The 25,908-nt window shown below is 67.6% G+C and carries 24 protein-coding genes and 1 pseudogene; 11 read left to right on the plus strand and 14 right to left on the minus strand.

From position 1 onward, the window contains the following. Nucleotides 1-87: 87 nt before the first annotated feature. Nucleotides 88-1,614 (minus strand): LPXTG cell wall anchor domain-containing protein, encoded by a 1,527-nt coding sequence (locus AL755_RS10375; RefSeq protein WP_150117090.1) that lies wholly within the window; start codon nucleotides 1,612-1,614, stop codon nucleotides 88-90. Nucleotides 1,615-1,879: 265 nt separating this feature from the next. Between AL755_RS10375 and AL755_RS10380 the strand changes: the two genes are divergently transcribed. Further along, nucleotides 1,880-2,806: a ScbA/BarX family gamma-butyrolactone biosynthesis protein gene (locus AL755_RS10380; RefSeq protein WP_054010941.1), complete on the plus strand. Its 927-nt coding sequence runs from the start codon at nucleotides 1,880-1,882 to the stop codon at nucleotides 2,804-2,806. Between the two features lie 13 nt (nucleotides 2,807-2,819). On the opposite strand, the gene AL755_RS10385 is transcribed toward AL755_RS10380, so the two are convergent. Beyond that, nucleotides 2,820-3,398, minus strand: a complete 579-nt coding sequence (locus tag AL755_RS10385) for a ScbR family autoregulator-binding transcription factor (RefSeq protein ID WP_054010942.1) — start codon at nucleotides 3,396-3,398, stop codon at nucleotides 2,820-2,822. A 74-nt stretch (nucleotides 3,399-3,472) separates the two neighbouring features. On the opposite strand from AL755_RS10385, the gene AL755_RS10390 reads away from it, so the two are divergent. Beyond that, nucleotides 3,473-4,438 carry an NAD-dependent epimerase/dehydratase family protein gene (locus AL755_RS10390; RefSeq protein ID WP_082369107.1) on the plus strand — a complete coding sequence of 322 codons (966 nt, stop codon included), beginning with the start codon at nucleotides 3,473-3,475 and terminating at the stop codon, nucleotides 4,436-4,438. A gap of 219 nt (nucleotides 4,439-4,657) precedes the next feature. Here the strand turns inward: AL755_RS10390 and AL755_RS10395 are convergent, their stop codons facing one another. After that, a complete protein-coding gene (locus AL755_RS10395) occupies nucleotides 4,658-5,521 on the minus strand; it encodes a class I SAM-dependent methyltransferase (RefSeq protein ID WP_054010944.1) in 864 nt (287 codons plus the stop codon). 47 nt (nucleotides 5,522-5,568) lie between these two features. Here AL755_RS10395 and AL755_RS24580 point away from each other — a divergent pair, with 47 nt between their 5' ends. Together AL755_RS24580 and AL755_RS24585 are read left to right on the plus strand one after the other, a co-directional pair. Then, a complete protein-coding gene (locus tag AL755_RS24580; RefSeq protein ID WP_445290500.1) occupies nucleotides 5,569-5,805 on the plus strand; it encodes a helix-turn-helix domain-containing protein in 237 nt (78 codons plus the stop codon). Then, complete coding sequence (locus AL755_RS24585) at nucleotides 5,802-6,155, plus strand: cupin domain-containing protein (RefSeq protein WP_445290501.1); 354 nt, start codon at nucleotides 5,802-5,804, stop codon at nucleotides 6,153-6,155. The genes AL755_RS24580 and AL755_RS24585 overlap by 4 nt, the downstream gene beginning before the upstream one ends. A 3-nt stretch (nucleotides 6,156-6,158) precedes the next feature. Here the strand turns inward: AL755_RS24585 and AL755_RS10405 are convergent, their stop codons facing one another. Beyond that, on the minus strand, nucleotides 6,159-6,599 hold the full coding sequence (locus tag AL755_RS10405; protein WP_150117091.1) for a hypothetical protein: 441 nt from the start codon (nucleotides 6,597-6,599) through the stop codon (nucleotides 6,159-6,161). A 260-nt stretch (nucleotides 6,600-6,859) separates the two neighbouring features. Between AL755_RS10405 and AL755_RS10410 the strand changes: the two genes are divergently transcribed. The 6 genes from AL755_RS10410 to AL755_RS10430 all read left to right on the plus strand — a co-directional run bounded on the left by AL755_RS10410 (nucleotide 6,860) and on the right by AL755_RS10430 (nucleotide 12,329). After that, on the plus strand, nucleotides 6,860-7,279 hold the full coding sequence (locus AL755_RS10410) for a YciI family protein (protein ID WP_054010946.1): 420 nt from the start codon (nucleotides 6,860-6,862) through the stop codon (nucleotides 7,277-7,279). Nucleotides 7,280-7,284: 5 nt separating this feature from the next. Further along, on the plus strand, nucleotides 7,285-8,541 hold the full coding sequence (locus tag AL755_RS10415) for an RNA polymerase sigma factor (protein ID WP_054010947.1): 1,257 nt from the start codon (nucleotides 7,285-7,287) through the stop codon (nucleotides 8,539-8,541). Nucleotides 8,542-8,703: 162 nt separating this feature from the next. Then, nucleotides 8,704-9,411, plus strand: a complete 708-nt coding sequence (locus tag AL755_RS24015) for a hypothetical protein (RefSeq protein WP_237762658.1) — start codon at nucleotides 8,704-8,706, stop codon at nucleotides 9,409-9,411. Continuing rightward, nucleotides 9,365-9,886 (plus strand): carboxymuconolactone decarboxylase family protein, encoded by a 522-nt coding sequence (locus tag AL755_RS10420; RefSeq protein WP_237762659.1) that lies wholly within the window; start codon nucleotides 9,365-9,367, stop codon nucleotides 9,884-9,886. Before AL755_RS24015 ends, AL755_RS10420 begins: the two co-directional genes overlap by 47 nt. Before the next feature lie 390 nt (nucleotides 9,887-10,276). Further along, nucleotides 10,277-11,542: an HD domain-containing phosphohydrolase gene (locus tag AL755_RS10425; protein ID WP_272946701.1), complete on the plus strand. Its 1,266-nt coding sequence runs from the start codon at nucleotides 10,277-10,279 to the stop codon at nucleotides 11,540-11,542. A 91-nt stretch (nucleotides 11,543-11,633) separates the two neighbouring features. Next, on the plus strand, nucleotides 11,634-12,329 hold the full coding sequence (locus tag AL755_RS10430; protein ID WP_082369110.1) for a DedA family protein: 696 nt from the start codon (nucleotides 11,634-11,636) through the stop codon (nucleotides 12,327-12,329). A 19-nt stretch (nucleotides 12,330-12,348) separates the two neighbouring features. Here AL755_RS10430 and sucB read toward each other — a convergent pair. From sucB to AL755_RS10460, 6 genes and pseudogenes are all read right to left on the minus strand, one after another. Further along, nucleotides 12,349-13,722 (minus strand): annotated as a pseudogene (gene sucB, locus AL755_RS10435) (2-oxoglutarate dehydrogenase, E2 component, dihydrolipoamide succinyltransferase); the annotation flags it as partial. Beyond that, nucleotides 13,649-15,040: an allantoinase AllB gene (gene allB, locus AL755_RS10440; protein ID WP_054010949.1), complete on the minus strand. Its 1,392-nt coding sequence runs from the start codon at nucleotides 15,038-15,040 to the stop codon at nucleotides 13,649-13,651. The gene allB and the pseudogene sucB, both read right to left, overlap by 74 nt. After that, nucleotides 15,033-16,190 (minus strand): glycerate kinase, encoded by a 1,158-nt coding sequence (locus tag AL755_RS10445; RefSeq protein WP_054010950.1) that lies wholly within the window; start codon nucleotides 16,188-16,190, stop codon nucleotides 15,033-15,035. The genes allB and AL755_RS10445 overlap by 8 nt, the downstream gene beginning before the upstream one ends. 9 nt (nucleotides 16,191-16,199) lie before the next feature. After that, nucleotides 16,200-17,978, minus strand: a complete 1,779-nt coding sequence (gene gcl, locus AL755_RS10450) for a glyoxylate carboligase (RefSeq protein WP_054010951.1) — start codon at nucleotides 17,976-17,978, stop codon at nucleotides 16,200-16,202. 69 nt (nucleotides 17,979-18,047) lie between these two features. Then, nucleotides 18,048-18,926: a 2-hydroxy-3-oxopropionate reductase gene (locus AL755_RS10455; protein ID WP_054010952.1), complete on the minus strand. Its 879-nt coding sequence runs from the start codon at nucleotides 18,924-18,926 to the stop codon at nucleotides 18,048-18,050. A gap of 55 nt (nucleotides 18,927-18,981) precedes the next feature. Further along, a complete protein-coding gene (locus AL755_RS10460) occupies nucleotides 18,982-19,773 on the minus strand; it encodes a hydroxypyruvate isomerase family protein (RefSeq protein ID WP_054010953.1) in 792 nt (263 codons plus the stop codon). A gap of 331 nt (nucleotides 19,774-20,104) precedes the next feature. Between AL755_RS10460 and AL755_RS10465 the strand changes: the two genes are divergently transcribed. Then, a complete protein-coding gene (locus tag AL755_RS10465) occupies nucleotides 20,105-20,644 on the plus strand; it encodes a hypothetical protein (protein WP_054010954.1) in 540 nt (179 codons plus the stop codon). Nucleotides 20,645-20,776: 132 nt separating this feature from the next. Here the strand turns inward: AL755_RS10465 and AL755_RS10470 are convergent, their stop codons facing one another. Genes AL755_RS10470 through AL755_RS10485 form a run of 4 tightly spaced genes read right to left on the minus strand, consistent with a single transcriptional unit; the run spans nucleotide 20,777 to nucleotide 25,887 of the window. After that, nucleotides 20,777-21,592: a bifunctional allantoicase/(S)-ureidoglycine aminohydrolase gene (locus AL755_RS10470; RefSeq protein ID WP_054010955.1), complete on the minus strand. Its 816-nt coding sequence runs from the start codon at nucleotides 21,590-21,592 to the stop codon at nucleotides 20,777-20,779. A gap of 10 nt (nucleotides 21,593-21,602) precedes the next feature. Continuing rightward, nucleotides 21,603-22,874: a DUF6986 family protein gene (locus AL755_RS10475; protein ID WP_054010956.1), complete on the minus strand. Its 1,272-nt coding sequence runs from the start codon at nucleotides 22,872-22,874 to the stop codon at nucleotides 21,603-21,605. Nucleotides 22,875-22,876: 2 nt separating this feature from the next. Beyond that, nucleotides 22,877-24,484: a malate synthase A gene (aceB, locus tag AL755_RS10480; protein ID WP_054010957.1), complete on the minus strand. Its 1,608-nt coding sequence runs from the start codon at nucleotides 24,482-24,484 to the stop codon at nucleotides 22,877-22,879. Continuing rightward, nucleotides 24,481-25,887, minus strand: a complete 1,407-nt coding sequence (locus AL755_RS10485; protein WP_054010958.1) for an NAD-dependent malic enzyme — start codon at nucleotides 25,885-25,887, stop codon at nucleotides 24,481-24,483. Before AL755_RS10485 ends, aceB begins: the two co-directional genes overlap by 4 nt. Between the last annotated feature and the right edge of the window lie 21 nt (nucleotides 25,888-25,908).

Below are 25,908 nucleotides of genomic sequence, written 5' to 3' on the forward strand. Positions count from 1 at the left end.
GCCGGTCGGAACGAATTCCGACCGGCCCCAGCCGCGTAGTGGTGATTTATCCAGTGGTGATTATCCAGGGTGTTCGCCGACCCCGGGTTAGGACTGGTGACGACCCCTGCGGGCGAACACCAGGATGCCGCCGGCCAGCAGGAGCAGGGCCGCCGAGCCTGCCATGAGCCACGGACTTGTCGCACCCGTCTGGGCCAGGCCGGGGGCCGGGCTTTGGGTAGTGGTTGCCGGGACCGCGGCCGATGACGGCGCCGTGCCGACGGTCGTCGAAGCGGGAACCGACGTGGTTGCGGTCGCAACGGGTGCGCTCGTGGAGGGCATGGTGGTTGCCGTCGGCGAACCGGACGGGGCCGCGGTGGTTTCGACCGGGGCGGCCTCGACGGTGACAACCACTTCGGTCGAGACGGCGTATTCAATGGTGCCGTCCACGATCGAGACCCGCAGGGCGTGGCTGCCCGGGGCCAGATGCGGAACCGTCAGCGTGGCCGAGCTGTCTGCCTTCAGGGGAACCAGGCCAAGGACCGTGTTGCCCTCCGCGAAGACCGCCTCGGGGGAGTCGAGCGGAGGGAGCAGCGTGGCCGCAGCCGTCAACGTGAGCGGCTCGCCGTCGGCCAGGTCCGACGACGACGCGCTGAGCGTCGCCGTGGGGGTGGGATCGGTCCACTCAATCGTGACCTGGCCGTTCGACGTCCCCGCGGGACGGGGGGCGTCGCTCGCCGAAACACCGTCCGGGACGAGGCTTGTCCCGGCACCGCCGCCGCCGCCCGCTTGGCTGCATCCGGTCGCTGCATGGTCTCCGGACGCACCGCCCAGGCCGCCGCGGTAGCCTCCGCCACCGCCGCCGCCTGCCCCAAGGGTGGTTGCCGCCGGGGTGCCCACGGCTTCGCCGGCTGATCCGGGCATCCCGGCCGCGCCGCCGCCGGTTCCACCGGCTGCCGGGCCGCAGCCCTCGTCGCCGCTGGGGCCGGGGTCGCCGTCGTTCGCGGTAACTAGGGTGGCCGATCCGCCCATGCCGCCTTGCGAGACGGAGCTGCCGCCGATATTGCCGCCGGCCCCGCCGCCACCGCCTGCGACGGCGATCAGCTCCGGGGTGGCCGAGCCCGAAGGAGCGGTGAACAGAGTGGTTGCCGAACCGCCGGCGCCGCCGTGGCCGAAGATCGTGCCGAGCGGGTTTGGCCGGAATGGCCCGAAGCCGCCGTTGCCGCCGGACGCCATGGTGGCGGTCACCAGCCCGGGCCCAACGTTGCCGGCGTTCGCGCCAGCCAGGCCCGGCGCCGTCGTCAACTTCTCGCCGGCCGTCACGGGCAGTGCAAATTTGATCGTGGCGCCCGTCCCTCCGGGGATGCCGTCGATGCCGCTGCGGTTGGCGCCGCCGTTGCCGCCCGAGAGGGTGACTGTTGCCGTGGTGATGTCCGCCGGCACCGTCCAACCGGTGGCCAGGTCCGGGCTGGACGGATCAAAGGTCACGGTGTGCGTGACGGGGACATAGGGAGTGGTGGGGACGGAGTCCGGGGTGGCCGCCATGACGGGGGCCGCCGCGAGCGCTACGGCTCCGAGTACGGCGACGGAAGCGGCCGCGATGGCTGTCCGCGGGCGCGCGTGAATAGGGGGCAAGGGGTCCTCCGCAAGTGATGATGCGCACCACAATGGCGTGCGCCCACGATTCTAGCCGGAGGAAGCGCGTTGCGCAGAAATATAACGGAATGCCGGGGTCTGCCACGGCGCAAAAGCGTCCGGGCATGGAAGCGGCCCCACCAGTTTATTGGGGGACAACTGGTGGGGCCACATCAATGAGAATAGGCGGCACTGGGGGCCGAGGTCAAATTGAGCCGGCGCGCCGCTAGAATTTGGTTACTTTGGCGAAGAAGAGGGGATTGACATGGAGTTGTCGGACCAGCGCGGGCCGGGTTGGGAGCCGGGCCCGAATGGCCTGAGCTTCTCCACATCCATGCCCCGCGAGCTTGTTCATCGGCGTGCAATCTCGGAGGTCTTCATCACCGACATGGCCGACGCCGGCGGGAGCCGTGTCCTGGTGGGCGCCCAATGGCCGCGGTGGCATGTCTTTTATGGTGCCGGGCCGGCGGGCGTGGACTCGGCGTTGATGGCGGAGACGCTGCGGCAGGCCGTCATCGTCTTCGCCCACCGGCGCGGCGTCCCCCTGACCCACCAGTTCCTCATGCCACACATGGCAATTTCGCTTGCCGCCGCGGAGCTCGACCCCAGGTCGCCGGCCGAGATTGTCCTGGAGCTGGACCTGCTGCGATTCTCGGGCCCTCCGGTCAACCCGACGGGATTGCTGATGGCGGCACGGTTTCTTTCGGCCGGCAAGGAGCTCGGACGCGGCGAAGCATCGGCCCGGATCCTCGGCGCGGCGGCTTATGACCGTTACCGTGCACAGCGCCCAACCGAGTCCGACGCCGGCAGCAGCGTCCCGCTCGACCCCCTGCAGGTGGGCCATGAGAGCATCCGGAACGTGGTGCTCGCGGCCGGGGCGCGTCCCCTTAGCTGGGCGCTTCGCGTGGACCAGGCGCATCCGATCTTCTTCGACCACCCGTTGGACCATGTGCCCGGGATGCTCCTCGTGGAGGCGGCTCGGCAAGCCCTGCGGGTGGCGTCGGGAATCCCCCATGCCGACTTTGCCAGTTTCAACGCCGAGTTCCGCAGCCTCGTGGAACTCGCCCACGCCGTCGAGGTCTCGGCCTCATTGGAGGGAAACGGGACCGAATCCGGTTCCGCCGGTGTCCGAATCAGCCGCGGCGGCCGGGTCTTGATGTCCCTGACGGGTGCCCTGAAGGTCCGGACATGATGGCCAAGCCGTCCTAGGGCTTCAACGTACGCATCATGAAGTCCCACATTTCCTCGATCCGCTGCAGCACGTCCTCCCGGGAGGTCAGCACGTTGGAGACCATCTGCACACCGGAGAATGAGGCCACCAGGTACCGGGCAAAGCTGGCTGGATTGATGTCCGCCGCCACGTCCTTCTCGACCTGGGCCTGGCGCAGCAGCATCTCCATGGTGTCGATCCAATCGGCATAGGGTCCCTTGACATCGCCGTCAAAGGCCGACGACTCGAAGGTCAGCCGGATCCCGGCCCGCACGACGGCGTCGTCGAGCAGTTGGTGGCCGAAAAGCCTGCACATGCCAATGATCAATTCCAAGGCCGGCAGGCCCGTGCCGGCCAGGGCCTCGGCCTTCGTGCGGACCCGAAGGTGCTGCTCGTCGATGACGGCCAGGGCAAGCTCTTCCTTCGACTTGAAGTGAAAGTAGAGCGCGCCCTTGGTTGCCGAGGCCCGTTCCGTGACATCGCCCAGGCTTGCGTTGCCGTAACCCTTCTCGTCGAAGACCAGGGCCGCGCCCTCAAGAATGGCTGTTCGGGTGGCTTTGGCACGTTGCTGCATGGTCAGCGGAGGACCTTCCCTGTGGGGCAATCGGAGATAATGTAGAGCATGTTTCCAGTGAGGGCCGCGCGCCGATGACACCAGCATCCATCCGTGGCGGGAAGAACCCCACCGTCCTGGTGCTGGGGGGATCGGGATTCATCGGCAGTCGCGTAGTGTCCTCGATTGCTGCCTCCGGAATCAAGGTTCCGCGAGTTCTTTCACGCCGGCCGGATGAGATGCCCCTCGTTCCCAACGCTATCACCGTCCGGGGCGACATCACGGAAGCGGCGAGTTTGGCGCCGGCACTGTCCGGGGTGGACACCGTGGTGCACTGCGCCGCCTACGTTGGCTCCGATCCGCAGCTGGCCCGCGAGATCAACGAGGCCGGCACGCACAACGTCATCGAGCAAAGCCGGCGGGCCGGTGTTCGCCGGATCATCTACCTGAGCACCACGGCCGTCTACGGCTCGGGGCCGCACCGCGGCGTGGACGAGGAGGCGCCGGGCTACCACCCGGCCTCAGCCGCGAGCGCCGGCCGTGCCGTCGCCGAACGGCTGGTCCTGGACGGCGGGGGTGAAGTGGTGCGGCCCAACCTCGTGGTGGGGCGCGGGGACCGGTGGGTGGTGCCGGGGCTCCTGAAGATGATGGCCTGCGACGGCGGGTGGCCGGGGGACGGCTCGGCCAACCTGTCAATCGTGACCGTGGAGGACCTCAGCGCGCTCATCGGCGGGCTGGTGCTGGCGCCCGCCAATCCCGGCCGTGCCCATCATGGCGCATATCCGGAGCCGATCACCGCCGCCGAGCTGCTGGGTGCCATCGCAGCCGCATTCAACGTGCCCGGTCCGCGGTACACAACCACGGGCAAGCGGGCCCGGGCGGCGCTTGAGCGCGCGGGGTTCAGTGCGCACCAGATCGACATGGTCACGGCCGACCATTGGTATCGGTCCGGGGGACTCTGGGAACTGGCCGGATTGACGCCTCCGGCGCCCCTGGCCGCACTCCGCAAGCTGGCGGCCGCCTACCCGGCATTGCGGCGTCCCGGGAAAGAAAATAGTTAAACGGGTCAGTTGGTTTGTTTTTGAGGCGTTGGGGCCTTACACTGGGATTGGCGGTAAACCCAGGGGTGAGGATGCGTCGCCCGCAGTCCATTGGGGGAGGTGCGGCCGTCTTTTCGACCGCACCTTGACGGACTGCCGGCATAAACAAATACACGACGCCGATGGCCCGGACTGTGATCATTCTCCAGTTCGGGCCGTGGCCATTAAGTGCCAATTCCGTTACCGCTTCAGGGCGGCCCATGCGGTTCGACTGCCCCTGGCCAACAGATCCGTCCTCATCTCCAAGGATTCGTCACCATCGTCCGCCAACAGTCTACCCAATGCGGCAAGGTCTGCGGCACTGGCGACGTCGCCGAGGGCCGTCTGGATGCGCCCCAGGAAGGCGCGGGCGTAGCGGGCGGTGAGTTCCGACGTCGAACGGGAACTGGTGGGGTAACTGCGCCGTTCGATCACGTCGAAGCCGGCCTTTTCCAGCCCGTCCTGCCAGTCCGGGTAGGAATTCCAGCCCATCCTTGCAAGGTCTGCGTGCAATCGCCCCTCAAGTCCCAATTCCGCGGCTCGATCACCGCTTGCCTCATCGGGGAGGAACCGGGGCAGGGAGTCCATTTCCAGGACCACCAGCAGGCCGCCGGGATTGAGCGCCGCGTACATCTCACGCATTGACCGTTCGGGGTCGGCAAGTTCGTGGAGTGAGGAAGCAGCCCAGATGAGGTCGGCCGCGGCAATCCCGGGCCAGGCCCCGTTGAGGTCCGCCTCGACGGTGTCCAGGCGGTCGTCCAGGCCCTGCTCCCGGGCCGCGTGCCGGGTATGGTTGAGCATTTCGGCGGAAACGTCCACGGCGACAATCCTCGCGTCCGGAAAGCGGCCGGCCAGCGCCAGTGTCCCGACGCCCGACCCGGAACCGGCATCGACCACGACGCCGGGGTTTGTCGGGGCAAGGCCGGCGGCCCATGCCGTGGCCTGGTCCAGATAGCCGCCGAGAACCGCGGCATCAAGGGTGAGTTGTTCCGCCAATCCGCTCCTGTCGTGGTCTCCATGTTCGCCGTGCGGATGGTGGCCGTGGTGGTGCGTGTGTTCGCTCATGCTTCCACGATAGCCAGCTAATGCGTTAGGGGCATATGATCTTGCGTATGACGCAAGAACTAATGACGGACGAGTTGATTCGCCAGCGCATTCGCGGGCTGCGGCTGTCCCGCGGCTGGTCGTTGGACAACCTTGCGGCGCGCTGCAAGCTCAGCGCTTCAACGCTGAGCCGCCTTGAAACCGGGCACCGCAGGATCGCGCTGGACCAGCTGGTGCCGATTGCGCGTGCCCTCGGCACAACGCTGGATGCGCTTGTCGAATCCGCGGGGACGAGGACGTGGTGATCCGGCCCGAGCCCGGACACTCGCCGGGGCTGACCACCTGGATCCTGGCTCACGAGGACGGCCTCTATGGCAAGACGGTGGCCAAGTTGCGCATCACCCCGGACCGGCCCGGCGGATCGGCGCAACTCGGAGTCCATCCCGGACGGGACTGGTTCACGGTCCTCTCCGGAATTGCCCGGCTGGAGTTGGGGGAGCGGACCATCCTGGTCCACCCCGGCGAGGTGGCCGAGTTCTCCACGATGACCCCGCATGCCATTGGCGCACACGAGGGTCCCGTGGAGATCCTGAGCATCCTCAACCACGACGGCGGCCGGGCCCACCTTCACGCGGCCGACCACGCGGCTGACTAGGACTCAGGCCTTGCCCTTCTTGTCGTCGATGATCCCACCGATCACCCCGCCGATTTCGCCGCCGAGCACTGCGCCGGCCGGTCCGCCCAGCAGGGAGCCGATTCCCGCGCCGATCGCGGCACCCGCCTGGCCGTAACTTTGCCGGGCCATCGTGACGGTGGTGGTGCCGTCGTCGCCCTCCGACAGTTCAAAGGACCCGACGGCCGCTGCGGCGATGACGAGGGCAACGGGGCTGACATGCGTGCCTGCCAGCATCTTGGCGTGAATTTTCCGTGATTCAAAGTAGGCCCGTTGCGCATCGCCGCGCGGTTCGCCCGCCTCGAAGCCGGTTTTGTACAGGGAGAGGAGGGTCTCGGCCTCCTCGACCGTGATCAGCTCCGCCGCCGTGAGCCTGGCAAGGATGGCCCGCTGTTCGCTGACGAAGTCACCCTTGTTTTCCGCCATGATCCGGCGTGTTTCAACCCGGGCCGCATTCATCAAATCCGACAAACCGGTCCCAGTCCCAGAAGATATTTCCATCGTGCGCCTCCCAGTCGAATGTGGTTATATCATTTTACGGCGCAAACCGCCACTTATTACAGGCTTTTGGGGCAAAGTTCCGGCCGCAAAAAAATCATTGGCACGTATGTCGATCCGTGCCCACGCCGTTCGACCTAGAGTTGGGAAGGTCGAAGAGCGGACTTCCACAAACCAAGGAGTACACAATGGCCAAGTACATGATGATCTGGCGACCCAGCGATGCCTCCCAGGCTGCTTTTGCCGACGTCGACTTCACCGAGATCATGAACGCAATGGGCAAGTTCAACGATGAACTGATCCGCGCCGGGGTCCTGCTGGCCGCCGAGGGTCTGTCAGATCCGGCGGAGGGCGTCGTCGTCGACTTCACGGGTGACACCCCCGTGGTGACCGACGGCCCCTACGGGGAGACCAAGGAGCTGTTCAACGGCTACTACATCCTGGATGTCGCCACGATCCAGGAGGCCGTCGAGTGGGCCAAGCGGGCGCCGTACATGCAGGGCAGCAAGGCGGAGATCCGCCGCGTCCCCACAATCGACGAGTTTCCCCAGGACAACGAGTGGATCCAGAAGGAACGCGCCTGGCGTGAACAGACCGGCCAGCTCTGACCCCCATGGGCACGAGTGAGGCAAGAGGCGCCGTCGAGGCGGTCTGGCGGATGGAGTCCGCCCGCGTCGTCGGCGCCCTGGCCCGCTACACGGGCGACTTCGCTCTGGCCGAGGATCTCGCCCAGGAGGCCGTTGCCGAGGCACTCGTCTCCTGGGCTGTCAACGGCGTGCCCGCCGAGCCGGTGGGCTGGCTGCTGACGGTGGGCCGCCGCCGGGCCATCGACGCGTTCAGGCGCAGGTCGGCACGCGAGGAACGTTACGCGGTGCTGGCCCGCACACTTGACGAGCAGGTGCCGGGAGCCGACGCCCTGTTCAATCCCGACGCGGTCGACGACGACGTGCTGGCCCTGATGTTCATCTCCTGCCACCCCGTGTTGTCGAAGGAAGCCCGGATCGCCCTGACATTGCGCGTGGTGGGCGGCCTGGGCAGCGCCGAGATCGCCAAGGCGTTCCTGGTGCCGGCACCCACCATCCAGGCCCGCATTACCCGGGCCAAAAAGACCCTGGCCGCGGCCCACATCCCGTTTGGCCTGCCCGAGGCGCCCGAACTGGCGGCCCGGCTGGGGTCGGTGCTCCACGTGGTCTACTTGATCTTTTCCGAGGGGTCCTATGCCTCCGGCGGGGACGACTGGATCCGGAAGGACCTGGCGTTCGAGGCCCTCCGCCTGGCGCGCGTGCTGGTGCGCCTCGCGCCCGAGCCGGAGGTTTTCGGCCTCCTCGCCCTCATGGAGCTCACGGCAGCCAGGTTCCCCGCACGCCTCGACTCCGGGAACCGGCCGGTGCTTTTGGAGGACCAGGACCGGCGGCTCTGGGACCAATCGGCGATCCGCCGGGGGCGCGCCGCCCTGGCCCGTGACGTCGCCGCCGGGCGGGGCCTTGGTTACTACGGGCTTCAGGCGTCAATCGCCGAGTGCCACGCCGTGGCCCGGAGGGCGGAGGCCACCGACTGGCCAAGGATCGTCATCCTCTACGAAGCACTGGGCCGTTTGACGCCGTCGGCTGTCATTGAAATCAACCGGGCGGTGGCGGTGGCCATGGCGTCGGGCCCGGCCGCGGGTTTGGAGCTGGTGGACGCGATCGCCGCGCGGGGAGAATTGGCCGGTTCGCACCTGCTTCCTTCGATCCGCGGCGAGTTGTTGAGCCGTTTGGGCCGCCGAATGGAAGCCCGGGCCGCGCTCCTGCAGGCGATTGGCCTGTGCGGCAATGCCGCCGAACGTGCCGCGCTGGAACGTAAGGCCGACGACATCGGCGGGGATCCGTAAAACCCCTGAAGATGGGGCAGATGCCCCATGTTTCCCCACCCCCTGCGGACCTATGATCGGTGCATGACGCCGAGGAGGCCGAGATGCACACACCAGCCACAGCGATTTGCCGAACACGTCCCGGACCATGCAGGGTTTCGCGAAGAGCCACCGGAAGGCCCGGTGGAACGGTTTTCCGGGTACGGCGTGCTGGGCGTGCCGTTCAGCTCCGGCCACTACCTGGCGTTCCGGCATTTTCCCGCAAGCTCCATCGGCCCGGGGTATAGGGCCCTCTGGCTGCGCCGGCCCAACGGTGAATGGACCGTCTACGCGGATGCGCCGCCGGAGTTGAGCTGCGCACGATACTTCGGTGAGGCTCTGGCGCAGGCCATGACGGCTGATGTCACCATCACGTGGGACGGGCCTGCCGCCGCCACGATCGAGGTGCCCGGAATCGTGCAGTGGCGGCTCGGGCTGGCGGCGACCCCTGCGACAAGGATGATGGGCGCCCTGGCCCGCCATCTGGCCCCCGGAATGTGGCGCGAAGACCGGGTCCTGCGTTCGATGGGTGCCCTGGCCGGACCGTTCCTGCGGATCGGCAAGGCGAGCTTCTCCGGGGCCGTCCCCAACGGCCAAAGCTTCCAGGCACAACCGCTGCGCGTGTGGCTGGTCCGTACGGCGACCGCGACGGTCGACGGCGCCGATGCCGGCACGCCCGCACCGGCCGGCCGGGCTCGGATGGAAAGGACTACTGGCCATGAGCATCATCGAAACCACGCCCGAGCCTGCGGCGAGCGGGAGGACCGCCGAAATCTATGCGGCGGACAGGAGGGCCTTGGGCTATGTGCCCAGCCACACGCGGGCGCTGGCCATGAACCCGGAGGCGTTTGACGCCTGGAAGGCCCTCCAACAAACCATCGCCGATTCCCTGGGGCCGCGTGCCTTTGAGCTGGTCACGCTGGCCGCGGCCCAGGGCATTGGCTCGGCACACTGCCGGCTCGCGCACGGCAAGAAGTCCTTGCGGATCATGACGGAGGCCGAGCTCGTGCCCGTAGCCCGGAACTACCACGACGCCGGACTGCCCGCCGCGGAGGTTGCCATGATGGAGTTCACCGAAAAGCTCAGCACGGACTCCTCGGCCATGACCGACGCCGACAGCCTGCGCCTGCGCCGTGCGGGATTCAGTGACAGGGAAATCGTGGACATCGCCTTGGCTGCGGCCGCCCGCAACTACCTGAGCCGGATCTTGCAGGCGCTGGCAATCGACGTGGACGTTCCTCCGGGACTTGGTGAAACACTCCGCAACGCCCTGCTGGAACCCCTTGCCTCGAGGCAATCCGTTCCCTCCGCGGCCCCTCCCGGGTGAGGCTGACGGGGCCGGTCCTATACTGGGAATTGTGGCGGAACCATCGGCGGGTTCGAGGCGTGCGGCCCGAAATGCAAGGGATGCCGGGGCTGCGGGGCCGGTTCCCCGGACCACTGCGGAGGCGCGCCGGCCCGAGATCCTTGCGGCACTCTCGCTGGCCATCGACCTTGGCCTCGGGCAGCCGATGGAACACATGCTGCGGGCCACGCTGTTGGGGCAACGCATTGCCGCAGCGGCCGGCATCGGGCCCGCGGCCCGGGGGAGCATCTGCTATGCCAACCTGCTGGCGTGGATCGGCTGCCATGCGGACTCCTTTGAACTGGCCGGGCTTTCGGCGACGACATTGCCTTTCGCGCCGACTATTACACGGTCGATGCCCGGGGGCTGCCCATGCTCGGGCTCATGCTCCGGCACAACGGAAGCGGCCTGCCGCCCGTGCGGCGTGCCGGAAGCCGCGTACTGGTCGCCGCCACCGCAAGCAATTCCGTCCGGACCCTGATCCGCTCCCACTGCACCTCCGCCGGACGGCTGGCCGAGAGGGTCGGGCTTGGCCCGGGCATGGCCGAAATCCTTGGCAACACCTTTGAACGTTGGGACGGAAAGGGCCTGCCGGCCGGCCGGGCCGGAGCCGAAATTCCGCCCGAAATGCGCATTGCCCAACTTGCCGACACGGTTGAAGTGTTCCTGCGCGACGGCGGGGTCGAGGCGGCCGTTGCCATGGTCGGCAGCCGTCGGGGAACCCAGTTTGATCCCGAATTGGCGGACATCTTTTGTGCCGGCGCGGATTCCCTCACGCGGGGCCTGTTCGACGCCGACCCCTGGCCGGCGGTGATGGCCGCGACTCCGGACAATGCTGTGTTCTCGGATGCCGAACTGGATTCAACCCTGCAGGCCATCGGCGACTTCGCCGACCTCAAGTCGCCCTGCACCGTCGGGCATTCAAGGGCCGTGGCGGCCCTTGCCGTCGATGCCGCGTGCGGCCTCGGCCTGGGGCCTGCGGAGATCAGTGCGCTCAGGCGTGCCGGATGGGTCCACGACCTGGGCCGGATGGGTGTTTCCAACGGCGTGTGGGACAAGGTGGCCCCGTTGTCCTATATGGACAGGGAACGGATCCACCTGTACCCGTACCTGAGCGAGCGGATCCTCAGCCGCGTCCCGGGCCTGGGCCGCGTGGCCGAACTTGCCGTGGCCAACCGTGAACGCCTGGACGGTTCGGGCTATCCGCGAGGCGTGGGCGGGCGGGACCTGGATCAGTGCCAGCGACTTCTGGCGGCCGGGGATGAGTACCAAAGCTATCTTGAACCGCGCCCTCACCGACCACCCATGCCGCCCCCGGAAGCCGCCGCACGACTGCTGCAGGACGCCGTGTCCGGCCGCCTGGATGCCGGGGCGGTCGACGCCGTCCTGGCCGGCACCGGCCGGGACGTTCGCCCACGAAACTCTTTGCCCGGCGGCTTGACGGCCCGTGAGCTGGAGGTGCTCCGGCTGTGGTGCCGGGGAACCAGCCACCGTGACATTGGAGCCGCCTTGTTCATCTCACCGAAGACCGTACGGAACCACATTGAGCACATCTACCTGAAACTGGGGGTTGGCAACCGGGTGGGTGCCACTCTTTTTTCGCTTGACCATGACCTGTGGAGCCAGGGGAACGGATAGTACGGGCGGTTCCGTCCAGGGTTGGCCGGGGCAGCCCCTACGCCAAAACCGGGGGTTTCCCCCATAGTGCCGGCCGCGGCCGGGCCGTAGCGTGGAAGCCATGACAGATATAGTGCTGGCGGCGGCCGGACAGCCCTGGGTTTACGCGGCAGTGCTGCTTGGCTGCCTCCTTGACGGATTCTTCCCGCCCGTTCCCAGCGAATCCGTGGTGGTGGGACTGGCGGCACTTATCGTGACCGGCGGCGGTCCCAATCCCTGGCTGCTCCTGCTGGCAGCCGCACTGGGCGCCTTCGTGGGGGACAACCTCGCCTACCTGATCGGCCGGAAACTGGGGACCCGGCGGTTTCGCTGGATGAGGGGCGCATTCATGCAACGGTCCCTGAACCGGGCCGACTCCGCACTCAAGCGCCGCGCCGTCTCCCTGATCCTGGTGGCACGGTTCGTGCCCGTCGGCAGGGTTGCGGTGAACCTCGCCGCCGGTGCCACCGCCTACCCGTGGAGGCGTTTTGCCCCGATATCCGCGGTGTCCGCCTGCCTGTGGGCCGGCTACACGGTGGGACTTGGCGCGCTGGCCGGCAGCTGGTTCGGGGCCAACCAGCTGGCCGCCGTGGTTGCGGCGATCGTCCTTGCCGCGGTCCTTGGGCTCGTTGCCGAGAAAGTCTCCGGGATGCTGCGCGCCAGGTCAATCCGGGCAGCTGCAGTCAGGCCCGGGCAGCACAATGCCCCCGGGGAGGACGCCGGCGTTGAAGTCAACGCCAAGAGTCTCCCCGAGGGCATTCGGGTGTAGTGCCAATCGGGTGCAGTGCCTACAGGCCCAGGTCTCCCTCAAACGCGGCGGCTTCTAGCCGCTTCGTGAGGGTCTGCAGGAACCTGCCGGCGTCCGCGCCGTCCACCAGGCGGTGGTCGTACGTCAGGCACAGGTACATCATGTGGCGGATGGCCAGCTGGTCATCGCCGTCGGGACCCGTGATCACCACGGGACGCTTGACGATGGCACCCACGCCCAGGATTCCCACCTGCGGCTGGTTGATGATGGGCGTGTCGAACAACGCACCCACCGAACCAATGTTGGTGATGGAGAACGTGCCGCCGCTGAGCTCGTCGCTGCCGATGGTTCCCTTGCGGGTGCGGTTCGCCACGTCGGCGATTCCGCCGCCCAGGCCGGCCAGGTTCAGGGTCCCGGCGTCACGAATCACCGGGACCAGCAGGCCCTTCGGCGCGTCCACCGCAAAGGCGAGGTGTTCGGCGTCGTGGTAGGTGATGGTGCCGGCGGCCTCATCGAACTCAGCGTTCAGCATCGGGTGGGCCTTCAACGCCTCCGCCACGGCGAGTGCGACAAACGGCAGGTACGTCAGCTTCACGCCGTGCGCCGCGGCAAAGGACGCCTTGGCCCGTTCGCGCAGGCGCACGATCCCCGTCACGTCCACCTCATGCACCTGCGTGAGCTGCGTGGAGGACTCCAGGGATTCGCGCATGCGCTTGGCAATGATCGCACGGATCCGCGGCGCCTTCACCACGGTGCCGCGCAGCGACGACGGAACGACGCCGGCAGCTGCCTTCGGTGCCGCCGCGGCCGCGGCTGCCGGTGGTGCGGCCACGGGTGCGGCCGCAGCGGCGGCTGCCGCCAGCACGTCCTGCTTGCGCAGGCGGCCGCCGACGCCGGTCCCCGTCACGGTGGACAGGTCCACCCGGTGGTCCCGGGCCAGGTTGCGGACCACGGGGGTCAGGTAACCGGACTGCGAGAGCGGGGTTTCGGCACGCGGTGCAACCACCGGCGGGGCCGGGGTTTCGACAGCCTCGGTCTCGACAGGCTCGACCACCGGGGCCGGAGCCTCGACGACAGGGGCCTCGACAGGCTCGACCACCGGAGCTGCGTCTTCGGAGCCGATGACGGCCAGGACGGAACCGATTTCGGCGGTCTTGTCCTCGGTCACCAGGATGCTTTGCAGGATCCCGGCGAACGGTGACGGAATTTCGGTGTCGACCTTGTCGGTGGAGACCTCCACCAGCGGCTCATCGATGGACACGGAGTCGCCCACGGCCTTCAACCAGCGGGTGACGGTGCCCTCGGTGACGCTTTCCCCCAAGGCCGGGAGCAGGACGGACTCAAGCATGCGCCGCCCGTTCCACTGTGATCTCGCCACGACGCAGCAGCTTGCCCGTGGGCGTGATGCCGTCGATTTCCTGTCCGCGCAGGAAGGTGCGCCGGACGACGCCGGAGAGCGCGCGGCCGTCGTAGGGGGTGATCGGGTTCTTGTGCTTGAGCTTCTTGACGTCCACCACGAAGGCGTCGTCTGCGGCGAACACGGCGAAGTCGGCGTCGTAGCCGGGAGCCAGCTTGCCCTTGCGGTGCAGTCCCACCAGGTTGGCCGGGCCGGTGGACATCCACTGGATGACCTGTTCCAGCGGGATGTTGCGGTGGCGGGCCTCGGTCCAGATCAGCGAGAGGCCCAGCTGCAGGGAGGACACGCCGCCCCAGGCCACTGCGAAGTCGCCGTTTTCGAGGTCCTTCAGGTCCAGCGTGCTGGGGGAGTGGTCGGTGACGATGCAGTCGATCGTGCCGTCCAGCAGGCCCTGCCAGAGCAGTTCGCGGTTGGAGGCCTCACGGATGGGCGGGCAGCACTTGTAGGAGGTGCCGCCGTTGGGGATTTCCTCCGCCATGAGCGTGAGGTAGTGCGGGCACGTTTCCACGGTCAGCTTCACGCCGTCGCGGCGGGCGCTGGCGATCATGGGCAGGGCATCCGAGGAGCTCAGGTGCAGGATGTGGGCGCGGACCCCGGTCCAGCGTGCACGCTCAATGACCTCGGCAATGGCCAGGTTCTCGGCGCCGCGGGGGCGGGAGGCCAGGAACTTGTCGTAGTGGTCGCCCTCGGCGGTGGGGGCCCGGTCGATGGCGCGGGAATCCTCGGCATGGACGATCATGAGCGAGTCGAAGGACTTCAGCTCCGCCATGTCGATTTCCATCTCATCGGCGTCCAGCGGCGGGAATTCATCCACGCCCGAGTGCAGCAGGAAGCACTTGAAGCCGAAAACGCCGTCGTCGTGCAGGGGGCGCAGGTCCGCCTTGTTGCCGGGGATCGCACCGCCCCAGAATCCGACGTCGACGAAGGCCTGGTCGCGTGCAACACTGCGCTTCAATTCCAGGGCGTCGACGTTGACGGTGGCCGGGATGCTGTTCAGCGGCATGTCGATGACGGTGGTCACGCCACCGGCGGCGGCGGCACGGGTTGCGGAGGCGAACCCTTCCCAGTCCGTGCGGCCCGGCTCGTTGATGTGCACGTGGCTGTCCACGAGGCCGGGGATGAGGGTTTCATCGTCGGCCAGTTCAATGACTTCGCGGCCGGAAAGGTTGTTGCCCAGCGGTTCCAGGGCGATGACGACGCCGTCCCGGATACCCACTTCGCGCGGGGCGATGCCCGCCGTGGTGAGGACCTTGGCGCCACGGATGACAAGGTCAAAGACGCCGTCCTGTGAATCGATTTCTGAGGTGTTAGACATACGAATTCTCCTGTTCGTGGCCGGTGCCGGCGAGCTCAGTGCCAATGAGCGCCCCGATCTCCGTCAGCAGACTACCGGCGTTTTTCATGCAAAGACTAGTGTTTGGTTCAATATCGGTCAGGGCGTGCGTGTGGATGAAACCGGCGCCCTTGAGGGTCGCGGCGTCCAGCGTGGTGCGCCCGCACACGGCCGCCACGGGAACGCCCGCGGCGCGGGCTGCCGCCGCAACACCCATGGGTGCCTTGCCGAACAGGCTTTGTTCGTCCAGGCTGCCTTCGCCCGTGATGACCAGGTCCGCGCCGTGGAGGCGTTCGGCCAGCCCGGTCAGGCCAAGGATGACCTCGATCCCGGAGCGGCGTTCGGCGTTCAACACGGCCAGTGCCGCGTAGCCGGTGCCGCCGGCAGCGCCGGCGCCCGGGGCGTCAATCGCGTCCACGGCGGCCATGCCCAGCGCGTTGGCCATGATCCGGAAGTACCGCTCCAGGGCGTTCTCCAGATGCGTGACGTGGGCCGGGGTGGCGCCCTTCTGCGGGCCAAAGATCGCGGCGGCGCCGTCGGGGCCCAGCAGGGGGTTGTCGACGTCGCTGGCCAGGGTGAAGGTGACCGCGCCCATGCGCCGGTCCAGGCCGCCAAGGTCGATGTTCGTCACGGTGGCGAGGGCGCCGCCGCCGGGCGGCAGGTGCCGCCCGGCAGCGTCCTTGAACGTTGCCCCGAGCGCGGCCAGCATGCCGGCCCCGCCGTCGGTGCTTGCGCTGCCACCCACGCCCAGGACGATCTCGGTACAGCCACGGTCCATGGCGGCACTGACCAGCTGGCCCGTGCCGTAGGTGCTCGCCGCCAAGGGGGAGAGTTCGCCCCCCGGAAGCACGGCGAGCCCCGAGGCGGTGGCCATCTCAATGACGGCCACGTTGTCGCGGACCGCAAAGTCCGCTTCGACCGGCTCCCCCGTGGGGCCTTGCACCGTGGCGCTGACCCGGGTGAATCCGGCGGCGACGACGGCGTCAATGGTTCCCTCGCCGCCGTCGGCCACGGGCATCAGTTCGATGTCCAGTCCGGCGTGCGTGGAGTGCAGGCCGTCCGCCAGGTATCGGGCAACTTCGGGAGCAGACAGCGAGCCCTTGAACTTGTCAGGGGCGAGGATGACTCGCATGCGTCTGGCCTAGCCCTGCAGGGACAGGATGGCGGTGGGGGCGTCCGTCGCGTATTGGGCAATGTCCTCGATCTCGGTGACGTTGTCCAGCTCGGTGCCCATGGAGATGTTGGTGACCTTCTCCAGAATGGCCTCGACCACTACCGGAACCTTGAACTCCTCCATGAGCTTCTTCGCCTCGGCAAATGCGGCGGGCATGTCCTCGGGACGCTCCACGCGGATGGCCTTGCAGCCGAGGCCTTCGGCGACCTTGATGTGGTCCACGCCGTAGCCGTTGGTCTCCGGGGAGTTGATGTTATCGAACGCCAGGGACACGTGGTAATCCATCTTGAAGCCGCGCTGCGACTGGCGGATCAGGCCCAGGTAGGAGTTGTTCACGACGACGTGGATGTACGGCAGGTTGAACTGCGCACCGACGGCCAGTTCCTCGATCATGAACTGGAAGTCGTAGTCGCCGGAGAGTGCGACGACGGTCTGGCCGGGCTTGCCGCGGACGACGCCCAGGGCGGCCGGTCCGGTCCAACCCAGGGGACCTGCCTGGCCGGCGTTGATCCAGCGGCGGGGGCCGAAGACGTGGAGCATCTGTGCGCCGGCGATCTGCGAGAGGCCGATCGTGGAGACGTAGGTGGTGTCCTGGCCGAACGCGGAGTTCATCTCCTCGTAGACGCGCTGCGGCTTCATCGGCACGTTGTCGAAGTGGGTCTTGCGCTGCAGGCTTCCCTTGCGGGCGGCACATTCGTTGGCCCAGGCGCTGTAATCCGGGACGGTGCCGGCGGCCTTGCGGTCGCGGGCGGCCTCCAGCAGCACGGCCAGCGCGGCGCCGGCGTCGGAGACGATGCCCAGGTCGGGTGCGAACACGCGGCCGATCTGCGTCGGCTCAATGTCGACGTGCACGAACTTGCGGCCCTTGGTGTAGGTGTCCAGGCCGCCCGTGTGGCGGTTGGCCCAGCGGTTGCCAATGCCGATGACGGCGTCGGACTCCAGGAAGGTGGCGTTGCCGTAGCGGTGCGAGGTCTGCAGGCCCACCATGCCGGCCATCAGCGGGTGGTCATCCGGGATGGCGCCCCAGCCCATCAGGGTGGGGATGACGGGGATGGAGAGCAGCTCGGCCAGCTCCACCAGCTGCTCGGAGGCGTTGGCACCGATGACGCCGCCACCGGCAACGATCAACGGGTGCGCGCCGGCCAGCAGGATGTCCAGGGCCTTCTCGGCCTGCTTGCGCGTGGCGGCGGGCTTGTTCGGGGTCATCGGTTCGTAGGCGTCGATGTCGAATTCGATCTCGGCCATCTGGACGTCGATGGGCAGGTCCAGCAGGACCGGGCCCGGGCGGCCTGAGCGCATCAGGTAGAACGCCTTCTGGAAGGCGCCCGGGATCTGGCCCGGCTCCTTGATGGTCATGGCCATCTTCGTGACCGGCTTGGCGATGGTCTCGATGTCCACGGCCTGGAAGTCTTCCTTGTGCAGCTTGGCCACGGGGGCCTGGCCGGTGATGCAGAGCATCGGCACGGAGTCGGCCCAGGCGGCGTACAGCCCGGTGATCATGTCGGTGCCGGCGGGGCCCGAGGTACCCGTGCAGACACCGATGTTCCCTTCGGCGGCACGCGAGTAGCCGTCGGCCATGTGCGAGGCGCCCTCTACGTGGCGGGCCAGCGTGTGGTTGATGCCGCCGTGGTCACGCATGGCCGCGTAGAACGGGTTGATGGCTGCTCCGGGGAGACCGAAGATCTCCGTGGCGCCTTCTTTTTCCAGAATCAGGATGGCGGCGTCAACGCTGCGCATTTTAGTCATTGTGTGCTCCTTGAAAGTTTTTGGTGGGTGGCCCTGACGGGCTCTGGCGGTAGCCGCCGGTGGGAGGGGCTACTTGCGCCCGGAGAGTGCAGCGGCCTGCTTGAAGAGGCCGGAGTGGTCGAGGCCGCCGTCGCCCTGGGCGACCATGGAGGTGACGAGCTGGGCCACGGCGCCGCCGAGGGGGACGACGACGCCGGCCTCGCGGGCTGCGGCGGTGACGATGCCGAGGTCCTTGTTGTGCAGGGCCAGGCGGAAGCCGGGGTCGAAGTTGCGGTCAAGCATCTTCTGGCCCTTCTGGTCCAGGACCTTGGAGCCGGCGAGTCCGCCGCCCAGGACCTTCAGTGCGGCGTCCGTGTCGACGCCGTACGCTTCGAGGAACACGATGGCCTCGGAGAGCGCCTGGATGTTGACGGCCACGATCAGCTGGTTGGCTGCCTTGACGGTCTGACCGGAGCCGGAGGGGCCCACGTGGACGATGGTCTTGCCCACGGCGCCCAGGACTTCGCCGGCTGCCGCGAAGTCGGCTGCGTCGCCGCCGACCATGATGGAGAGGACACCGTCGATGGCGCCCTGCTCGCCGCCGGAGACGGGGGCGTCGAGCGGGCGGATGCCCGCGGCGACGGCGTCGGCGGAGAGGCGCTTGGCCACATCCGGGCGGATGGAGCTGGCATCGATCCACAAGGTTCCCTTGCGGGCGTTGGCGAAGACGCCGTCGGCGCCGCCGACAACGGCCTCGACATCGGGGGAGTCCGGCACCATGGTGATGACGGCGTCGGCGTCCTTGACGGCGTCGGCGATGCTCGTGGCACCCGTTCCGCCGGCTGCGACGAGCTTGTCAATGGCGCCCTGGCTGCGGTTGAAGCCGGTGACCGTGTGGCCGGCGTTGACGAGGTTGATGGCCATGGGGAGGCCCATGATGCCGAGACCGATAACTGCAACGTTTGTCATTTTTGTGTCCTTGGATTCGTCGAAGAGTGTGGGAGTGCCGGTGCGCGGAAGGCGCTTAGGCCGGCTGGCGGATGGCCCAGGTGAAGGCGTCGGCGGCCGGTGCCTTGTATTCGAGGCCGATGGCGCCGGCGTAGCCGAGGTCGCGGCTGCGGGTGATCCATTCGCCGAGGGGCAGTTCGCCGGTGCCGGGGGCGCCGCGGCCGGGGTTGTCGGCGATTTGGATGTGGCCGAAGTCCTTGGCGTGCTGCTCGATCACGGCGGCGACGTCGTCGCCGTTGACTGCCAGGTGGTAGAAGTCCGCGAGGAGCTTGACGTTGCTGACGCCGGCCGCCTCGGTGCGGGCGATGACCGCCAGGGCGTCGGCGGCGGTCTTCAGCGGGTAGGCCGGGGTGCCGGAGACGGGTTCGAGGAGGACGGTGCCGCCGATCGCGGCAACACCCTGGGCTGCGGCGACGAGGTTCGCCACGGCCAGTTCGTCCTGGGCCGCGGCGGACTGGCCGTCCTGGCGGTTGCCGTAGAGGGCGTTGAACGCCTTGCAGCCGAGGCGTTCGCCGATACCGGCGACGACGGCGATGTTGTCCTTGAATTCCTGCTCGCGGCCGATCCAGGAAACCAAACCGCGGTCACCGGCAGGCATGTCGCCGGCGTTGAAGTTCAAACCCGTCAGCTGGACGCCCGCGTCGGTGATGGCGCGTTCAAAGGTGTCGATCTCGGCGTCGGCGGGGACCGAGCTGGCAAAGGGCCACCAGAACTCGACGGCGGCGAAGCCGGCGGCCTTTGCGGCGGCCGGGCGGTCGAGGAGCGGCAGCTCCGTCAGGAGGATGGAGCAGTTCACTGTGTACGTCATCGTAGGTCCTTCCCATGGAACGTCTATGTTCCGGCTGTGTGTCACTCCACATTTTCATTCTGTGGAATTTAGTTTCTGCTTTATGAAAAGTCTAGGCAAGGTGAGGGTACTAGTCAAGGGGAGTGTGCGCCTCGGAGTGGCGATCTGGCAATAACCTTCGGCGAATAGCTTTTTGGTGCTCCGATCGGGTAGGCGCCGACGGGGCAAAAAAGACGGCGTTCGCGGTTAAAGCGGGCGTTCCAACGCCGTCTTTAACCGCGAACGCCGGCCGACATGGCAGCGGGCGTGGCAACCGGAATCGGATTGCCGTCCCGATGCTAGGCTGGCGCGCATGAATAATTCGGGGGACTACATCAGCGTGCAACCGGGCCGGCTCAAGAAGGTCGCCCTATCCGCACTGTCCGTGGCCGCCATCCTGGCCGGCGTCATGATGGTCATCTACGGGGCGCTGCCCCGCTCGTATGGTTGGTTCGCCTACGCTCCGTTGTCGGACAACTCGGTCGATTTTGGCTATCCGGACCCGTTCACGTTGGTGGTCCCCTGGACGATTGCCGGAATCGCGTTGATAATCGGGGGCCTGCTGGTCCTCGCGCTGGTATCCGGCCACCGGTGGACCCAATGGGCAAAGGTGAAGTTCGTCATACCCGGGCTCGCGCTGCTGTCGGTGCTGGCCGGCGCCCTCATCGCGATCTATTCCGCCATGCCCCGGGAGTTCGTCACCGCCAGCTACGACTACGTGGCGATAGGTTCCCAAGTCCAGGACCCCATGACCGACGTCGTTGCGTGGGGCGCCATCGGCCTGATGTTGACGGTCGCGGGGCTGCTCGCCTTTGCGTTCCTCGTGGGGCGGCACGTGGGTCGGCGCCGATAGCCGGAGCGCAAAAATACGCCCGTTCCCGCTTTTCGCACCCCGGTGAAGGGGCGCTGAAAGCGGGAACGGGCGCATTTTTACGTGTCCGGCCCCGCGCGTCGTAGTGGCGAGTACGCGGGGCCCGACAAGTTGTTAGGTGAGCTTGATCTGGCGGTTCATGTCCTTGTACAGCAGGTAGCGGAACTGGCCCGGGCCGCCGGCGTAGCACGCCTGCGGGCAGAAGGCGCGCAGCCACATGAAGTCGCCGGCTTCCACCTCGACCCAGTCGTTGTTGAGCAGGTACATGGCCTTGCCCTCGAGTACGTACAGGCCGTGCTCCATGACGTGGGTTTCCGGGAACGGGATGACACCGCCGGGCTGGAACGTCACGATGTTGACCTGCATGTCGTGGGCCAGGTCGGAGGAGTCCGTGAACCGGGTGGTCTTCCAGACGCCGTCGGTGTCCGGCATCGCGGTGGCTTCCACCTCGGCGTCGCTGGTCACGAAGGACTTGGCCTCGTAACCCTCGAGCCGCTCGTAGGCCTTGCGGATCCACTGGAAGGAGACGATGTCCTCCGAGATGTTCTCCAGGCCCCACGTGGAACCGGCGGCCAGGTAGGCGTAGCCGCCCTCCTCGAGTGCGTGCAGTTCGCCGTCGAGCGTCAGGTTGACCTTGCCCTTGGTGACAAAGACAACGCCTTCCACGCCTGGCTCGAACTCGGCCTTCGGGGCACCGCCGCCGGGGGCGATCTCCACAATCAGCTGTGAGAAGGTGGTGGCGAAGCCGGCGATCGGGCGGGCCAGGATCCAGGAACGGGACTTCGTGAAGCCCGGCAGGGTGCTCGTCACGATGTCGGTCATGACGCCCTTGGGGATGACCGTGTAGGCCTCCGTCACGATGGCGCGCTCGGTGGTCAGGTGGGTCTGCGGCGGCAGTCCGCCCTTGGGGTAGTAATACTTCTCAGTCATCGTTGACTCCTTACTTCGACGTGGATACTGCCAGCCGCGGATGCGCCAGGGCTGAAAGCTGTGCTTGGTCGAGGCCGGTCAGGGCCTTCACTTCGTCGGCGCCCACGGCACCGCAGACAAGTCCGCGCAGGACGAAGTTCGCCAGGGCGCGGGCCGTTGCCGGCTCATCCAGGACGGCGCCGGGAGTCTGCTCAACGTAGTTGCGCAGACGGGCAGCCGAGGCCGGCAGGCCCTGGCGGTAGAACGCGTAGGTGGCGCTGAAACGGCTGGGCAGCTGGGCTGCGTGCAAATCCCAGCCCTGGTAGTAGCCGCGCTCCAGGGAGCGGCGGACCAGCCGGCCGTGCAGGGCCCAGGCGGCTTCGACGCCCTCGCCCAGCGGCAGGATGTTCGTGGAACCGTCGGAGAGGCGGATGCCCGTTCCGGCGACAGCCAGCTGCATGACCTCCTTGGCGAAGTCCGCCACGGGGTGCTCCATGGACTGGTACTCCGCGGAAACCTCCAGCGAGGCGCTGTAGTCGTACGTGCCGTAGTGCAGGGCGCTGATGCGTCCCGGAACTTCATGGGCCAGGCGTGCCACCGGCGAGGTGCCGTCGGCCGCGAGGATGAGCTGCGGGGTTTCCACCTGCACCTCAAAGCGGAGGCGGCCGGCGGGCAGTCCGTGGACCTCCTCCAGGCGGCTGACGGCGAAGTCCATGGCCCTGACCTGGTCCACCGTGGTGACCTTGGGCAGCGTCAGGATCAATCCGTCGGGCAGGCCGCCGGACTCCACGAGGGAGGAGACGAACAAATCAAGGGTGCGCAGGCCGCGGGCCCGGGTGGGGGCCTCGAAGCACTTGAAGCGGATACCGATGAACGGGGGAGCCGTGCCGGCCTCGACGGCGGCGTTGACGGCGCGGCCCGCCGTAACGGCGGCCTCGTCCTCAACGGCGTCGCCGCGATCGCCAAAGCCGTCCTCAAAGTCCAGCCGGAGGTCCTCGATGGGTTCACTCGCCAGTTTCGCAGCGACCCGGGGAGCTACTGCCGCGGCCAGTTCCTCGTCCTGGCCCAACAGGGCGCCCAGGTGTTCCAGTCCGCCCTTGCTGTTGACGGCGTCCAGGGCAGCTTGCCCGTAGTCGGCGGTGAAGGACGTGGAGAACTGGTCCGCCGGAACGTAGAGGGTGTGGACGGGCTGGCGGCTGCCGTCGTCGCCCGGGTAGTTGCGGTCAAGCAACGCGTCGGTGGCCGCAACGGTGGATTCGATGTGCGCCAGGTCGGCGGCGCTCAGGGAGGTTTTTACGCCCATTCCTAGCCCACCAGTTCGTAGGCGGGGGTGGTCAGGAAGTCCGTGTAGTCCTCGGACAGGCAGATGTCCGAGATCAGCTCGCTGGCCGGCTTGTAGTACTTGGCGTAAGCCTCGTCGCCAACCTCGCCGCGCAGCTTCTCCGACTCTTCGGCCAGGATCCGGGTGACGAGTTCGCGGGTCACGGTGTTGCCCGTGTCCGCCAGGGTGACGTTGTTGCGGATCTGCTGCCAGACCTGCGAGCGGGAGATTTCCGCGGTGGCCGCGTCCTCCATCAGGTTGTGGATGGCCACGGCACCGCTGCCGGAGATCCAGACAGCCGTGTAGGCGACAGCCACATAGAGGTTCAGGCGCAGGCCAGCCTCGGTAGCGGTGCCCTCGGCGGAGGCGACGTCGAGCAGCTGGTCGGCCGTGACACTTACCTCGGGGCGCTGCTTCTCCAGCTGGTTCGGGCGCTCGCCCAGGACGGCGTCGAACACTTCCTGGCAGATCGGCACGAGGTCCGGGTGGGCAACCCAGGAGCCGTCGAATCCGTCGTTGGCTTCACGGGTCTTGTCGGCGCGCACCTTGGCAAAGGCGGCGGCCGTGATCTCCGGTTCGCGGCGGTTAGGGATGACGGCGGCCATGCCGCCCATTGCGAAGGCTCCGCGGTGGTGGCAGGTCTTCACGAGCAACTCGGTGTAGGCGCGCATGAACGGTGCCGTCATGGCCACCTGGGCGCGGTCCGGCAGGGTGAAGGCCGCACCGGCGTCGCGGAAGTACTTGATGATGCTGAACAGGTAGTCCCAGCGGCCGGCGTTCAGGCCCGAGGCATGGTCGCGCAGCTCGTAGAGGATCTCGTCCATTTCAAACGCGGCCGGGATGGTCTCGATCAGCACGGTGGCGCGGATGGTGCCCTGCGGGATGCCGAGGTAGTCCTGGGCGAAGACGAAGACGTTGTTCCACAGGCGGGCCTCGAGGTGGCTTTCCATCTTCGGCAGGTAGTAGAACGGGCCGTGGCCGTTGGCGATGAGCAGCTTTGCCGTGTGGAAGAAGTGCAGGCCAAAGTCGACCAGCGCGCCGGCGGCGGGTGCACCGTCGACCACGACGTGGCGTTCCTCCATGTGCCAGCCGCGGGGGCGGGCGACGACGACGGACAGCGGTGCGTCGGTGCGCAGCCGGTATTCCTTGCCTTCGGGCGAGGTGTAGCTGAGCGTGCCGTTTGCGGCGTCGCGCAGGTTCAGCACGCCGTCGACCACGTTGGCCCACAGCGGGGTGCTGGCATCCTCCAAGTCGGCCAGCCATACCTTGGCGCCGGAGTTCAGGGCGTTGATGGCCATCTTGGCCGGGGTGGCCGGGCCCGTCATCTCGACGCGGCGGTCGGTCAGTGCGGCCGGGGCCGGGGCGACCTTCCAGTCACCCTGGCGCACGGCGGCGGTTTCGGGCAGGAAGTCCAGCTTGCCGGTCTTGGCGACAGTGGCCCGCTTGGCGACGCGCTCGGCCAGCAGGTCCCGGCGGACCGGGTTGAAGCGACGATTCAGCTCGGCCACAAAGGCCAGGGCCTCATCGGTAAGGATCTCGCCGGCCCGGGGGATCGGGGTGAGGTCCGTGACGGTGACTGTTTCTGTGCTCAAGACTGCGTCCTTTCAGTGCTGTTACCTGCCGCGGCGGCAGCCACGGCGGAGGCGACGTCTCCGGCCACATGCGGGTCGAAGACGCTGGGAATGATGTAGCTGGCGTTCAATTCCGAATCGTCAACCCGGTTGGCGATGGCCTCGGCGGCTGCAACCAGCATATCGGGTGTGATGTCGGACACGCCGGCGTCGAGGAGGCCTCGGAAGAATCCGGGGAAGGCCAAAACGTTGTTGATCTGGTTCGGGAAGTCGCTGCGGCCCGTGGCGACGACGGCTGCGTGGCGTGCGGCGATGACCGGGTCGACCTCGGGGGTCGGGTTGGCCATGGCGAAGACGATGCCGCGGTCGGCCATGGCGGCCACCTGCTCCTCGCCCAGGACGTTCGGGCCGCTGACGCCGATGAAGACGTCCGCACCGGTCATGGCCTCGTGCAGGGTCCCGACGAAGTTGTCCGGGTTGGTGTTCTCGGCGAGCCAGGCGCGGTGGTCGTCGGCGTGGGTCTCGTTGCGGTTGACGGCACCGGTGCGGCCGCAGGCGATGATGTTCGTGGCGCCCTGGGCGATCAGCAGCTGGATGATGGCGTTACCGGCGGCGCCGACGCCGGCGACGACGATCTTCACGTCCTCGATCTTCTTCTCGACAACCTTCAGCGCGTTGCGCAGGGCGGCGAGGGTCACGATGGCGGTGCCGTGCTGGTCGTCGTGGAAGACGGGGATGTCGAGTTCGTCGCGGAGGCGCTTTTCGATCTCGAAGCAGCGGGGGGCGGCGATGTCCTCAAGGTTGATGCCGCCGTAGACGGGGGCCATGGCCTTGGCGATCATGATGATCTCCTCGGTGTCCTGGGTGTCCAGGCAGACCGGCCATGCGTCGACGTTGGCGAACTGCTTGAACAGGGCCGCCTTGCCTTCCATGACGGGCAGTGCCGCGGCCGGGCCGATGTTGCCCAGGCCCAGGACGGCAGAACCGTCGGTGAGGACGGCGATCGTGTTGCGCTTGACCGTGAGGTTGCGTGCGGCCTCGGGGTCTTCGTAGATGGCCATGCAGACGCGGGCGACGCCGGGGGTGTAGGCGCGGGAGAGATCGTCACGGTTGCGCAGGGCCACCTTGGGAACGACCTCGAGCTTGCCGCCGAGGTGCATCAGGAAGGTGCGGTCGGAGACGTGTAGGACGCTGACGCCTTCCATGGCGTCCAGTGCTTCCTTGACGCGCTCGGCGTGGGCGTCGTCGGTGGTGTTGGCGGTGATGTCGACAACGATGCTTTCATGGCGGGACTCGGTGACGTCCAGGGCCGTTACTGCGGCACCGGTTGCGGCAACGGCCGTGGCCAGCTCGCTCGTGACGGTGAAGTTTGACGGGGCGCTGACGCGCAGGGTGATCGAGTTGCCGGGACTGGGATTCGCCATTGAAATTCCTTCTCTAGGTGC

The sequence above is a fragment of the Arthrobacter sp. ERGS1:01 genome (genome assembly GCF_001281315.1).
Classification (GTDB): domain Bacteria; phylum Actinomycetota; class Actinomycetes; order Actinomycetales; family Micrococcaceae; genus Specibacter.

Excerpts from the sequence above, each read along its gene's own strand:
- AL755_RS10485 (WP_054010958.1), bottom strand. The coding sequence starts at position 25,887 with ATGGCGAATCCCAGTCCCGGCAACTCGATCACCCTGCGCGTCAGCGCC.
- AL755_RS10445 (WP_054010950.1), bottom strand. The coding sequence starts at position 16,190 with ATGCGAGTCATCCTCGCCCCTGACAAGTTCAAGGGCTCGCTGTCTGCT.
- gcl (WP_054010951.1), bottom strand. The coding sequence starts at position 17,978 with ATGACTAAAATGCGCAGCGTTGACGCCGCCATCCTGATTCTGGAAAAA.
- AL755_RS10380 (WP_054010941.1), top strand. The coding sequence starts at position 1,880 with ATGGAGTTGTCGGACCAGCGCGGGCCGGGTTGGGAGCCGGGCCCGAAT.
- AL755_RS10395 (WP_054010944.1), bottom strand. The coding sequence starts at position 5,521 with ATGAGCGAACACACGCACCACCACGGCCACCATCCGCACGGCGAACAT.
- AL755_RS10460 (WP_054010953.1), bottom strand. The coding sequence starts at position 19,773 with ATGACGTACACAGTGAACTGCTCCATCCTCCTGACGGAGCTGCCGCTC.
- AL755_RS10470 (WP_054010955.1), bottom strand. The coding sequence starts at position 21,592 with ATGACTGAGAAGTATTACTACCCCAAGGGCGGACTGCCGCCGCAGACC.
- AL755_RS10455 (WP_054010952.1), bottom strand. The coding sequence starts at position 18,926 with ATGACAAACGTTGCAGTTATCGGTCTCGGCATCATGGGCCTCCCCATG.
- AL755_RS10415 (WP_054010947.1), top strand. The coding sequence starts at position 7,285 with ATGGGCACGAGTGAGGCAAGAGGCGCCGTCGAGGCGGTCTGGCGGATG.
- AL755_RS24580 (WP_445290500.1), top strand. The coding sequence starts at position 5,569 with ATGACGCAAGAACTAATGACGGACGAGTTGATTCGCCAGCGCATTCGC.
- allB (WP_054010949.1), bottom strand. The coding sequence starts at position 15,040 with ATGTCTAACACCTCAGAAATCGATTCACAGGACGGCGTCTTTGACCTT.
- AL755_RS10465 (WP_054010954.1), top strand. The coding sequence starts at position 20,105 with ATGAATAATTCGGGGGACTACATCAGCGTGCAACCGGGCCGGCTCAAG.
- AL755_RS10425 (WP_272946701.1), top strand. The coding sequence starts at position 10,277 with ATGCTCGGGCTCATGCTCCGGCACAACGGAAGCGGCCTGCCGCCCGTG.
- AL755_RS10405 (WP_150117091.1), bottom strand. The coding sequence starts at position 6,599 with ATGGCGGAAAACAAGGGTGACTTCGTCAGCGAACAGCGGGCCATCCTT.
- AL755_RS10390 (WP_082369107.1), top strand. The coding sequence starts at position 3,473 with ATGACACCAGCATCCATCCGTGGCGGGAAGAACCCCACCGTCCTGGTG.
- AL755_RS10385 (WP_054010942.1), bottom strand. The coding sequence starts at position 3,398 with ATGCAGCAACGTGCCAAAGCCACCCGAACAGCCATTCTTGAGGGCGCG.
- AL755_RS10410 (WP_054010946.1), top strand. The coding sequence starts at position 6,860 with ATGGCCAAGTACATGATGATCTGGCGACCCAGCGATGCCTCCCAGGCT.
- AL755_RS10475 (WP_054010956.1), bottom strand. The coding sequence starts at position 22,874 with ATGGGCGTAAAAACCTCCCTGAGCGCCGCCGACCTGGCGCACATCGAA.